The following is an 11,797-nucleotide window of genomic DNA, read 5'->3' on the forward strand; positions in this document are numbered from 1 at the left end:
ATGTCGATTGCGGCTATTGCGACCGGCGCTTCATCCTGATCGGCGGTCCCGCCGACGGGGCGGACCAGTCGCAGCTTCGCGATCACGGGGACGGCGCGGGGCGCTGATCGGCCGGGCCATTTACCTGCACCCGGCGTGCCCTATATCAAAGGCATGACGCTTGCCCCCGATCCCCGCTCTTTCCTGTACCGCGATACGCTCGATCCCGACACCGCCCGGCGCCTGACCGCGGCGGCGCTGGCGCGCGCCGACGATGGCGAGCTGTTCCTGCAGTATAAGCGTTCGGAAGCGTTCGGCTTCGACGACGGCCGGCTGAAGACCGCCAGCTACGACACCCATTCTGGGTTCGGCCTGCGTGCGGTGTCGGGCGAGATGACCGCGTTCGCGCATGCCAACGAGATGAGCGAGGCGGCGATCCGGCGCGCGGCCGAGACGATGGCGCTGATCGACCCGTCGGGCGCCCCGCCTGCGCCGCCGCCGCAGGGGACCAATCAGCATCTCTATACGGCGGCCGATCCGCTCGACCTGGTGCCCTTCGCCGACAAGGTGAACCTGTGCCAGACGATCGACGCCGCCGCCCGCGCCCGCGATCCCCGCGTGGTGCAGGTGTCGGTCGGCCTGTCGGGGACGTGGAACGTGGTCGAGATCGTCCGCGCCGACGGCTTCCTCGCCACCGACGTGCGCCCGCTGGTGCGGCTGAACGTCTCGGTGGTGGTGGAACAGAATGGCCGGCGCGAAAGCGGCAATTTCGGCATGGGCGGGCGGTATCTCTATGACCGGCTGATGGCGCCCGAGACGTGGAACCGCGCGATCGACGAGGCGCTGGCGCAGGCGCTGGTGAACCTTGAAGCGGTCGCCGCGCTGGCGGGCGAGATGACGGTGCTGCTCGGGCCGGGCTGGCCGGGCGTGCTGCTGCACGAGGCAATCGGACATGGGCTGGAGGGCGATTTCAACCGCAAGGGTACCTCGGCCTTTTCGGGGCGCATCGGCGAGCGGGTCGCGGCCCCGGGCGTGACGGTAGTGGATGACGGATCGATCCAGGATCGCCGCGGATCGCTGTCGATCGACGATGAGGGCACGCCGACCGCCGAGACGATCCTGATCGAAGACGGTATCTTGAAGGGCTATATGCAGGACCGGCTGAACGCGCGGCTGATGGGGGTGGCACCGACCGGCAATGGCCGCCGCGAAAGCTTCGCGCATGCGCCGATGCCGCGCATGACCAACACCTTCATGAAGGGCGGACAGGACGATCCGGCCGAGCTGCTGTCGCGCGTCAAGTCGGGCATCTTCGCCAAGAGCTTTGGCGGCGGGCAGGTGGATATCGTGTCGGGCAAGTTCGTGTTTTCGTGTACCGAGGCGTACAGGATCGAGAACGGCCGGCTGGGTGCGCCGATCAAGGGGGCGACGCTGATCGGCGACGGGCCGACCGTGCTGACCAAGGTGGCGGGGATCGGCAACGACTTCGCGCTGGACGAGGGCATCGGCATGTGCGGCAAGGGCGGGCAGTCGGTGCCGGCCGGCGTCGGCCAGCCGACGCTGCTGGTCAGCGGGCTGACGGTGGGCGGAACGGCGGTGTGAGCCGGGTCAGAACCCGTTGATCAACATGTCCAGTGCTTTGCTGACCGTATATTCATGTTCGATCAGCGTCCCGGTGGGCTTACGAAGCAGGTGAGTCGGGACGGCGGCGGCGAAATGCGTCCGCATCACATACTCGCGACCGTTCACGATGAGGACTGGATTCAGTTTTCGGTCTTCACCTCGAACAACATCGTAGGGGTGCAGCGGCACGACGAAGCGACTGTTCAGATCGGATAGCAAATTCGATTGGCAATCGAGCCAGTATCCGCCGTCAGGGGCCGGATACACATCGAATTTCGCCATCAGAACAGGCGGTATTTCGCCAAGGGTAAACCATTCGCCTCTACCCAGGCGTTGTTCGCTTTGATCCACTCACGGTGTTCGTCGCCCCATTGCGTGGCGCGTGCCGCTGCGGTGGCGTTGCGAAGGGCTTGTTCGCTTACCTGCGCCAGATCCACGCCAGAGGCACGGGCGGCCTCCACGATGCCGGTATCCAGTGACAGGCTGACCGGCTCGCGTTTGCCCGATGTGACGGGATCGTGCTTCATGCGTTGAGCCTATGCATCCGGTATCCACGCGTCAACGCGGAGCCTCCTTCCATGAAGTCCACATCATGAGCCTCGTCGAACTCGGCCGCTACGATCGCAACGAAGCGCATATCCTGGTCGCGCGTCTGGATAGCGAAGGCATTCCGGCGCTTGCCTTCGATGCGGGCGCGAGCATCGCGGACGGATCCTGGCTGCTGATCCCGGTGCGGGTCATGGTGGACGAGGACAATCTGGATGCCGCACGCGCGATCGTGGATGCTGCCTGATTTTTGGGCATGGCCGATCCGGTGCCTAAATAAGTTACCAGCCGACCCACTTCCTCCTCGGATCGCCAGCGGAAAAGCGGCCATGTCGTAATTGGCACAGGCTTTGCGAAGTTCCTCCTCGGGTAACCGATAAGGGGGCGCGATGAAGCTGGTTATTGCCATCATCAAACCGTTCAAGCTGGACGAGGTGCGTGAAGCACTGACCGTCCTGGGCGTGGCGGGGATGACGGTCACCGAGGTCAAGGGGTTCGGTCGACAGAAGGGCCAGACCGAGATCTATCGCGGGGCCGAGTACAGCACCAACATGGTGCCCAAGATCAAGATCGAGGTGGTGTGCGCCACCGATCTGGCCGACCGCGTCGTGGAATCGATCCAGGCGGCGGCGAACACCGGCGCGATCGGCGACGGCAAGATCTTCGTGCTCGATGTCGGCCAGGCGGTGCGCATCCGCACCGGCGAAACCGACGATACCGCGCTGTGAGGGGGGACCGAATGAACCGAGCGATTCGTACCGCAGGCGCGGTGGGGCTGGGGGCGGCGCTGTTCGCCGCGCTGCCGGCCTTGGCGCAGGACGCCGCCTTGCAGGCGCCGCCCGCCGCCCCGACGGCGGTGGTGAACAAGGGCGACACGGCGTGGATGATGACGTCCACCGTGCTGGTGCTGATGATGATCCTGCCGGGCCTGGCGCTGTTCTATGGCGGCCTGACACGCGCCAAGAACATGCTGTCCACCATGACGCAAATCGGCGCGGTGGCCTGCCTCGCGATGCTGCTATGGGTGATGTACGGCTATTCGCTGACCTTCGGGCCCGATCTGTCGGGCGGCGCGTCCAACTTCATCGCCGGGTTCGGCAAGGCGTTCCTGTCGGGGGTCACGCCCGCCAGCCAGGCCGCGACCTTCACCGCAGGCGTCGAGATCCCCGAATATGTCTTCATCTGCTTCCAGATGACCTTTGCCGCGATCACGGTCGCGCTGGTGCTGGGATCGGTGGTCGAGCGGATGAAGTTTTCCGCGGTGATGGTTTTCGCCTTCGTCTGGCTGACCATCGTCTATTTTCCGGTCGCGCACATGGTGTGGGCGGCATCCGGCCTGTTCTTCAAGGCGGGTGCGCTCGACTTCGCGGGCGGCACGGTGGTGCACATCAACGCCGGCGTGTCGGCGCTCGTCGCCTCGATCATCCTGGGCAAGCGCATGGGCTATCCGACCACGCCGATGCCCCCGCACTCGCTGACGCTGACCGGCGTCGGCACCGGCCTGCTGTGGGTGGGCTGGTTCGGTTTCAACGCCGGTTCCGCGCTGGAGGCGAACGGGTCGGCGGCGCTGGCGATGATCAACACCTTTGTCGCCACTGCCTCGGGCGCGCTGTTCTGGATGCTGGCGGAGCGGCTGCACGGCCACAAGGGATCGGCGCTCGGCTTCTGCTCGGGCATCGTCGCCGGGCTGGTCGCGGTGACGCCGGCGGCGGGCAATTCCGGCCCGTTCGGTGCGATCGTGCTGGGCGCGGTGGCCAGCCTGGTCTGCTTCTACGCGGTGTCGGTGGTGAAGCCCAAGCTCGGCTATGACGACTCGCTGGACGCATTCGGCGTCCACGGCGTCGGCGGCATGGTCGGCGCGATCGGCACGGGCATCGTCTATGCCCCCTCGCTCGGCGGGCCGGGTGCGGCGGATTACGACATGGGCGCCAAGCTGCTGGTCCAGCTCGGCGCGGTCGCGACCACCATCGTCTGGGCGACGATCGGCACGGTCATCGCGATGTTCGTCGCCAAGGCGGTCACCGGCCTGCGTGTCTCGAAGGAAGTCGAGCAGGAAGGCCTCGACCTCGGCGAGCACGGCGAGCGCGCCTACAATTGAGAGTTCGGGGGCGGACCGGCAGAGCCCGCCCCCCACGATGTTCCTCCTGCGGACGACCTGGCCCGGTGCGGTGACGCACCGGGTCTTTTTTCATCGTCCCTGGATCGCCTTCTTCGCGGTGGAGCGTTCACCGGCGCCGATGCGGCCGTCACGATTGGCGTCATAGGCCTGGAAGGTCGCGGCGAGCAGCGCCTGCGCTTCCTTTTCCGTTACCTTGCCGTCCTTGTTGGCATCCGCCGCAGCGAACCATTTGCCGGCCAGCCGATCGGTATGGGCCTTGTCGAACTTCTTGTTGGCAGCACCCATCCGACCGATCCGCGCGGCAACCTCGGCCTTGCTCCACACGCCATCCTTGTTGGTGTCGGTCGCCTTGAACTCGCGCGAGAATTTGGCGGCGGCGGTGGCCTGCGTCTCCTGGGCGGTGGCGGGCAGCGCGATCGTGGCGGCCGAAACGGCGGCAGCGGCGAGGACGAAACGGTGCATGCGGGAACAACTCCTGATGGCTTTTGGCCACGGCAGCTAGCGCTCGCGGCTTGTATCCTGAATGAATGGCGTCGCTGCCGGTTGCACGGGCCCGCGCTTGCGCATAGGGGCGCGACCAAAGCCCTTATCCATCCTAAGGACCCCCGCATGAGCGAAGATATCAAGCGCGTCGTTCTCGCCTATTCCGGCGGCCTCGACACCAGCGTCATCCTGAAATGGCTCCAGCAGCATTATGGCTGCGAAGTGGTGACCTTCACCGCCGATCTGGGCCAGGGCGAAGAGCTGGAGCCGGCACGCGCCAAGGCCGAATTGATGGGCATCAAGCCCGAGCACATCTTCATCGACGATCTGCGCGAAGAGTTCGTGCGCGACTATGTCTTCCCGATGATGCGCGCCAATGCGGTGTATGAGGGCACCTATCTGCTCGGCACGTCGATCGCCCGGCCGCTGATCGCCAAGCGCCAGATCGAGATCGCGCGGCAAGTGGGTGCCGATGCGGTCAGCCACGGCGCCACCGGCAAGGGCAACGACCAGGTCCGCTTCGAGCTGGGCTATTACGCGCTCAATCCCGACATCAAGGTCATCGCGCCGTGGCGCGAATGGGACCTGACCAGCCGCACCAAGCTGATCGAGTTCGCCGAGGCGCACCAGATCCCGGTCAGCAAGGACAAGCGCGGCGAGGCGCCGTTCTCGACCGACGCGAACCTGCTGCACACCTCGTCCGAGGGCAAGGTGCTGGAGGATCCGTGGGACGAGGTGCCGGATTATGTCTATTCGCGCACGGTGAACCCCGAGGACGCGCCGGACGTGCCTGAGACGATCACCATCGATTTCGAGCGTGGTGATGGCGTCGCGCTGAACGGCGAGGGGATGAGCCCGGCGACGCTGCTCGCCAGGCTGAACGATCTCGGCCGCAAGCACGGCATCGGCCGTCTCGATCTGGTCGAGAACCGCTTCGTCGGCATGAAGAGCCGCGGCATGTACGAGACGCCGGGCGGCACCATCTATGCGCTGGCGCATCGCGGCATCGAGCAGATCACGCTGGATCGGGGTGCTGCGCACCTGAAGGACGAACTGGCGCCGCGCTATGCCGAGCTGGTCTATAACGGCTTCTGGTTCTCGCCGGAGCGCGAGATGCTGCAGGCCGCGGTCGACCACAGCCAGACCAAGGTGACGGGCACCGTTCGCCTGAAGCTGTACAAGGGAAATGCGATCGTCACCGGCCGCAAGTCGCCCTATTCGCTGTACAGCGAAAAGGTCGTGACGTTCGAGGACGATCAGGGCGCGTACGACCAGCGCGACGCGGCGGGCTTCATCAAGTTGAACGCGCTGCGCCTGCGTCTGCTCGGCCGGCGGGATCGTTGATCTAACTCGCGTTTAACCATCCCGGCCCTATGAGTGGTCGCATGACCACGCTGGGCACGGGATGGCGACGGGATGCGCTGCTGGCGGCATTGCTGGCGGCCGTCCTGACGGCGGCGTGGACGCTCCGCGACGCCGCCGCGCTGGCGGCGCTGCGCTTGCCCGATACCGACGACCTGATGCGGCTCGTCCAGATCCGCGACTGGCTGGGCGGGCAGCGCTTTGCCGACCTGATGCAGCATCGGCTGGGTTTCGATGGCGTGCCGATGCACTGGACCCGCCTGGCCGATCTGGGGCCGGCGGCGATCATCCTGCTGCTGTCTCCGCTGACCGGCATGGAACTGGCCGAACGCGTTGCGGTGGTCGCATGGCCCGGGCTGCTGTTTGCGGGCACGCTGTTCGTGATGGCGCGGGCAGCGCGGGAAGTGAGCGGGTACCGGATCGCGCCGATTGCGATGCTGCTTGCCGCGCTTGCACATCCGGCGACGACGCTGTTCGCGCCGGGGCGGATCGATCATCACGGGCTTCAGATGCTGTTGTGGCTGATCGCGGTCACGGGGCTGTTGGGGCCGGATCGCCTGTTATACGGCGCGTTGATCGGCGGGGCGTCGGCGGCGAGCCTTGTTGTCGGTATGGAAACCGCGCCGCTGCTCGGGCTGCTCGGCGCCATCTGTCTGGCGGAGGCGGCGTGGAACGGGCGGCGCGACCGGCTGGTCGGCTATGGCGGCGGGCTGGCGTTCGGGCTGGTCGCCGCGCGCATGTTCGCGCCGAATTTCTGGTTCTATCCGGCTTGTGACGGCTTCACGGCCAATATCTGGGTGGCAAGCGTGATCGGGGCCGCGGCGGTGTTCGCCGGGGCGGGGGCCACGGGCCTGCGCGACCGGCGGCATCGGCTGGCCGCGATCGGCGTCGTCGTCGTGCTGGCGGCATGGGCGGTATGGCGACTGACGCCCGCGTGTCTGTCGCCCTATGGTGCGCTCGATCCGTTGTTGGTGCGCATCTGGCTATCGCAGGTGGCGGAGGCGCGGCCGTTGCTGGCAACGCCGGCGGTGGCGATCGGCTATGGTGGCCTGCTGTTCGCCGGAACGCTGGCAGCGGCGCAAGCCGCCCGGTCGGAGCGGACGCGCGGTTGGTTCATCATCCTCATCCTGCTGATCGGTGCCTTGGGGCTGGCGATGGTGCAGGCGCGCGGCGCCAATGGCGGTGCGCTCGTCGCCTGCCTGCCGCTGGCGCGCATGGTGGTGTTGGCCCGGACCCGCGGGGGGTGGCGGATGGCTGGCGCATGGCTGGCCTCGGCCGGGATCGTCTATGCACTGATCGCGCATGCGGCGATGCCTGCCGCGACGATCGCAGGCAGCGGGACTGCGGACCCGGGCTGCACGCCGCCCGCGATCCTGGCCGCGCTCGCCCGGCAGCCGCGCGGTACCGTGCTGGCGCCGGTGGATGCGGGCGCGATGCTGATCGCCAACACGCCGCACCGGGTGCTGGCCGCGCCTTATCACCGTGCGGGCGAGGCGATCCTGGCGAGCTATCGCTTCTACCGGCTGCCGCCCCGGGCGGCACGGCGCATGGCCGAGCGGCTGGGTGTCCGCTACGTGCTGGCCTGTACCGAGATGCCCTATACGCAGGCGCCGGGCAGCATGGCGGCGGCGTTGCAGCGCGGACAGGCACCACTGCGCCCCATCGCCCGCGTCGGCCGCACCACGCTGTACCGGGTAGCGTCGTGAAGGCGTGCTGGTGGCAGTCGCGCGCGTTCGTCGCCGTCTGCCTGATCCTGTCGATGGTGCCGCTGCTGTGGCCCGCGATCCCGCCGCTGACCGATCTGCCCGGCCATATCGGCCGCTATCGCATCCTGAGCGAAGCGGGGCAGGGGCCGCTGGCGGCGCATTTCGGCGTGCGCTGGGCGGTGATCGGCAATCTGGGCGTCGACCTGATCGTGCTGGCGCTGCACCCGGTGCTGGATGTCGAGCCTGCGGCGAAGCTGGCGGTGATGGCGATCCCGGTGCTGAGCATGGGCGGCATGCTGTGGCTGGCGCGCGAGGCGCATGGCCGCATCCCGCCCACCGCGGCCTTTGCGCTGCCGCTGGCCTATGGCTGGGCGTTCCAATTGGGGTTCGTGAACTTCTGTCTGGCGCAGGCGCTGGTCTTTGTGGGGCTGGCCGCCTGGCTGCATCTGGCGCGGACCCGCGCGACCTGGGTGCGGATCGTGGCGTTCGCCGTCTTCGCGCCCCTCGTCTGGCTGTGTCACAGCTTCGGCTGGGCGATGCTGGGGCTGTTCGCGGGCATGGTGGAATGGCGGCGGCGGATCGCGGCGGGGGAGCCCGTGCTGCCCGCGCTGCTGCGGGCGGGGGCGATGGTGGCGCCGATGGCGAGCCCGGTACTGCTGATGCTGCACGGCCATGCGGACGCACTGTCCGGGGACACCGGCGACTGGTTCGACTGGGGCGCCAAGCTGCAATGGGTGATCGCGCTGTTCCGGGAACGCTGGAAGGCATGGGACGTGGCCGGCCTGCTGGTGATGATCGCGCTCCTCTACACCGGGATCCGCTCGCCACGCCTGCGCGTCTCCGGGCTGCTCGGCTGGCCTGCGCTGGCGGGGCTGGCGACCTTCATCCTGCTGCCGCGGCTGTTTCAGGGCGGCGCCTATGTCGACATGCGGATGCTGGCGCCGTCGCTGGCGCTGGCGATATTGGCGATCGCGCCGGCGGCCGGCGAAGACCGGCTGGCCGCCCGGTTGGCCGGACTGGCGACGATGTTCTTCGTCGCGCGGATCGCCGTCACCACCCTGGCCTTTGCGCAGTTGGCCGAGGCGCAGGCACGCCCGCTGCGTGCCGTGCCCGTGCTGCCGATCGGCGGGACGGTGCTGACGCTGGTCAACGAACCGCCCGCATCCCGGTGGGGCAATGACCGGCTGACCCATGTCGCCGGGCTCGCGATCGCCCGGCGGCGCATCTTCACCAACCAGCAATGGGCGCTGGCCGGGCAGCAACTCGTCCACCCCCGCCACCCGCGCGCCGCACCGTTCGACCGCGATCCGTCGCACATCGTCTATCCCCCCGGCATGGTTGCCGGATCGACCGACTTCGACGTCGCGATCCGCACGTTCGACCGGTGCAGCTTCGCCCTTGTCTGGACGATCGGTTTTCCACCCGGCCGTGCCCAAGCCACTGATCTTTCACCGGTGTGGAGCGACGGTGCGTCTGCGGTCTACCGCGTTCGCGCAAGCCGATGCTTGTCGCGGAGCCCGTCCGTCCGCTAGGCACGAGCCGATGAACGGGGGTACGCTTCACTGGTGGCAGACGCGGTGGTTCGTGGCGGCGATGGCGCTGCTTGCCGCGGTACCGCTGCTCTGGCCCGATATCGCGCCGCTGGTCGACCTGCCGGGCCACATGGGGCGCTACCGCGTCCAGCTCGAAATCGGTCGCCAGCCCTGGCTGAACCAATGGTATGATTTCCGCTGGCAGGTGATCGGCAATCTGGGCGTGGACCTGCTGATCGTGCCGCTGGCGCCGCTGATCGGGCTGGAGCCGGCGGTCAAGCTGATCGTGCTGACCATCCCGGTGCTGACCGTCACCGGCCTGTTGTGGATCGCGCGGGAGGTGCATGGCCGCATCCCCGCCACCGCGCTGTTCGCGCTGCCGCTGGCGTACAGCTACCCCTTCCAGTTCGGCTTCGTGAACTTCGCGTTGTCGATGGCGTGGGCGCTGAACCTGTTCGCATTGTGGCTGCGGCTGGGGCGGTACGACCGGGTGGCCTTGCGCGCCGCGATCTTCGTGCCGCTGTCGTGCATATTGTGGGTGTGCCACACCTTTGGTTGGGGCGTGCTGGGCGTGCTGGCCTTTTCGGGCGAGCTGATCCGGCAGCGCGACCGCGGTCATGGCTGGGTCCATGCCTTTTGGCGGGCCGGGATCGGGTGCATTCCGCTGGCGCTGCCGATGGTGATGATGGTGCTGTGGCGATCGGCCGACCATGTCACCGGCCAGACCGCGGACTGGTTCAACTGGCGGTGGAAGATCAACTGGGTGCAGATGGTGCTGCGCGACCGGTGGATGGCGTTCGACCTGGCCTCCGTCACCGTCATGTTCCTGATCCTGCTCAAAGGCGTGCGCGACGAGCGGATTGAATATTCGCGCAACCTGGCATTGTCGGCGCTGTTCCTGGCGGCGGTCTACATCCTGTTGCCGCGCATCGTGTTCGGATCGGCCTATGCGGATATGCGCCTTGCCCCCTATGTGCTGGCGATCGCGCTGATCGGTTTGCGCCCCAGGCGGGGGCTGTCGTTCCGGGGAGCGGCGACCTTTGCCGCGATGGGGCTGGCGTTCTTCGGGCTGCGGATCGCGGCGGGAACCTACAGCAACTGGCTGTACGACCGCGATTACGACCGGACGCTGGCCGCGCTGGATCATATTCCCGACCGAGCTCGCCTCGTGACGTTCGTGGGCCGGCGGTGCATCGACGATTGGGAATCGTCGCGGCTGGAGCATGTCGCCGGCCTCGCGCTGGAGCGCAAGCTGGCCTATGCCAATGACCAGTGGTCGATGGCGGGCGGGCAGTTGCTGACCGTCAACTACCGCGCGGCGGGCCGCTTCGCGCACGACCCGTCGGAGATTGTCACCGGTCGGCGCTGCCGCGGCCAGTGGTGGCGGCCGATCAGCACCGCGTTGAAGCTGCTGCCGCGCGAGGCGTTCGATTATGTCTGGATGGTGAAGCCGCCCGCCTATGATCCGGCATTGACCCGGGGCATGACGCCAATCTGGCGCGACGGCAGCAGCGTGCTGTTCCGTATCGACGATCGCCGCCCGATCATCTCGCGCGAGGAATATGAGCGGCTGACCCGTCCGATCCGGCGACGGCGGCCACCTGCGGAACCCAGCCGGATCGCGATCTGAGGGCTCACCCCTCGCGGCGGAACGGGGTCAGTTCGTCCAGATACTCCGCCTCTGCCGCCACCGCGTCGCGCTCCATCGTCAGGAAATCGGCAACCGCGCGGCGGAAAGAGGCGTTTGGGATATAGTGCGCGGAATAGGTCGGCACCGGGGCATAGCCGCGGGCCAGCTTGTGTTCGCCCTGCGCCCCCGCCTCCACCGTCTTCAGCCCGCGTGCAATGGCGGCATCGATCGCCTGATAATAGCAAAGTTCGAAATGGAGGAAGGGCACCTCCTCCACCGCGCCCCAATACCGGCCGTAGAGCGTATCGCCGCCGATCAGGTTCAGCGCGCCGGCGATGGGCCTATCGTCGCGCTCGGCCAGGATCAGCAACACCCGGTCGCCCATCGTTTCGCTCAACCGCGTGAAGAAGGCGCGGGTCAGATAGGGGCGACCCCATTTGCGGCTGCCCGTGTCCTGGTAGAAGGTCCAGAACGCATCCCAGTGCTGGGGCGCGATCTCCGCCCCGGTCAGGTGGCGGATGGTCAGCCCCTCCACCGCGGCGGCGCGCTCCTTGCGGATCGCCTTGCGCTTGCGACTGGCAAGCGCCGTCAGGAAGTCATCAAAGGTGGCATAGCCGTCATTCGTCCAGTGGAATTGCGTGCCGTGGCGGATCAGCCAGCCGGCCGCCTCGAACATGGGCACCTGATCGGGCGCGACAAAGGTGACATGGCCGGAGGACAGGCCGTTGCCGTCCACCACGCTTTCCAGTGCGCCGATCAGTGCAGGCCCGAGGGCGGGATCGCGCAGCAACAGGCGGGGGCCGGGACGGGCGAGAAG

12 protein-coding genes and 1 pseudogene are annotated in these 11,797 nt (G+C 67.5%); 9 read left to right on the forward strand and 4 right to left on the reverse strand.

The window, feature by feature from the left end:
• Together Q0U08_RS12185 and tldD are read left to right on the forward strand one after the other, a co-directional pair.
• Positions 1-107 (forward strand): annotated as a pseudogene (locus Q0U08_RS12185) (zinc-finger domain-containing protein); the annotation flags it as partial.
• A 46-nt stretch (positions 108-153) separates the two neighbouring features.
• Entirely contained in the window at positions 154-1,581 is a 1,428-nt protein-coding gene (gene tldD, locus Q0U08_RS12190; protein ID WP_298091687.1) for a metalloprotease TldD, read from the forward strand.
• A gap of 6 nt (positions 1,582-1,587) precedes the next feature.
• On the opposite strand, the gene Q0U08_RS12195 is transcribed toward tldD, so the two are convergent.
• Positions 1,588-1,884, reverse strand: coding sequence for a CcdB family protein (locus Q0U08_RS12195; RefSeq protein WP_298091677.1), 297 nt, complete (start codon positions 1,882-1,884; stop codon positions 1,588-1,590).
• Positions 1,884-2,129 (reverse strand): type II toxin-antitoxin system CcdA family antitoxin, encoded by a 246-nt coding sequence (locus Q0U08_RS12200; RefSeq protein WP_298091678.1) that lies wholly within the window; start codon positions 2,127-2,129, stop codon positions 1,884-1,886. Before Q0U08_RS12200 ends, Q0U08_RS12195 begins: the two co-directional genes overlap by 1 nt.
• 65 nt (positions 2,130-2,194) lie before the next feature.
• Here Q0U08_RS12200 and Q0U08_RS12205 point away from each other — a divergent pair, with 65 nt between their 5' ends.
• From Q0U08_RS12205 to Q0U08_RS12215, 3 genes are all read left to right on the forward strand, one after another.
• The gene (locus tag Q0U08_RS12205; protein ID WP_298091679.1) at positions 2,195-2,395 is read left to right on the forward strand and encodes a DUF2007 domain-containing protein; all 201 of its coding nucleotides are present in this window, start codon (positions 2,195-2,197) and stop codon (positions 2,393-2,395) included.
• A gap of 142 nt (positions 2,396-2,537) precedes the next feature.
• Positions 2,538-2,876: a P-II family nitrogen regulator gene (locus Q0U08_RS12210; protein ID WP_112383741.1), complete on the forward strand. Its 339-nt coding sequence runs from the start codon at positions 2,538-2,540 to the stop codon at positions 2,874-2,876.
• Positions 2,877-2,887: 11 nt separating this feature from the next.
• Positions 2,888-4,246: an ammonium transporter gene (locus tag Q0U08_RS12215; protein ID WP_298091680.1), complete on the forward strand. Its 1,359-nt coding sequence runs from the start codon at positions 2,888-2,890 to the stop codon at positions 4,244-4,246.
• A gap of 90 nt (positions 4,247-4,336) precedes the next feature.
• On the opposite strand, the gene Q0U08_RS12220 is transcribed toward Q0U08_RS12215, so the two are convergent.
• Positions 4,337-4,729 carry a hypothetical protein gene (locus Q0U08_RS12220; RefSeq protein ID WP_298091681.1) on the reverse strand — a complete coding sequence of 131 codons (393 nt, stop codon included), beginning with the start codon at positions 4,727-4,729 and terminating at the stop codon, positions 4,337-4,339.
• A 147-nt stretch (positions 4,730-4,876) separates the two neighbouring features.
• On the opposite strand from Q0U08_RS12220, the gene Q0U08_RS12225 reads away from it, so the two are divergent.
• Genes Q0U08_RS12225 through Q0U08_RS12240 form a run of 4 tightly spaced genes read left to right on the forward strand, consistent with a single transcriptional unit; the run spans position 4,877 to position 10,980 of the window.
• On the forward strand, positions 4,877-6,094 hold the full coding sequence (locus Q0U08_RS12225; RefSeq protein WP_298091682.1) for an argininosuccinate synthase: 1,218 nt from the start codon (positions 4,877-4,879) through the stop codon (positions 6,092-6,094).
• A gap of 41 nt (positions 6,095-6,135) precedes the next feature.
• Positions 6,136-7,818: a hypothetical protein gene (locus Q0U08_RS12230; RefSeq protein WP_298091683.1), complete on the forward strand. Its 1,683-nt coding sequence runs from the start codon at positions 6,136-6,138 to the stop codon at positions 7,816-7,818.
• Complete coding sequence (locus Q0U08_RS12235) at positions 7,815-9,350, forward strand: hypothetical protein (protein WP_298091684.1); 1,536 nt, start codon at positions 7,815-7,817, stop codon at positions 9,348-9,350. Before Q0U08_RS12230 ends, Q0U08_RS12235 begins: the two co-directional genes overlap by 4 nt.
• A gap of 10 nt (positions 9,351-9,360) precedes the next feature.
• Positions 9,361-10,980: a hypothetical protein gene (locus tag Q0U08_RS12240; protein ID WP_298091685.1), complete on the forward strand. Its 1,620-nt coding sequence runs from the start codon at positions 9,361-9,363 to the stop codon at positions 10,978-10,980.
• Between the two features lie 4 nt (positions 10,981-10,984).
• On the opposite strand, the gene Q0U08_RS12245 is transcribed toward Q0U08_RS12240, so the two are convergent.
• Positions 10,985-11,797 (reverse strand): GNAT family N-acetyltransferase (locus Q0U08_RS12245; protein WP_298091686.1); only part of this gene is annotated, 813 nt, incomplete at its 5' end.

Source organism: uncultured Sphingomonas sp. (assembly GCF_946477935.1).
Taxonomy (GTDB): Bacteria; Pseudomonadota; Alphaproteobacteria; order Sphingomonadales; family Sphingomonadaceae; genus Sphingomonas.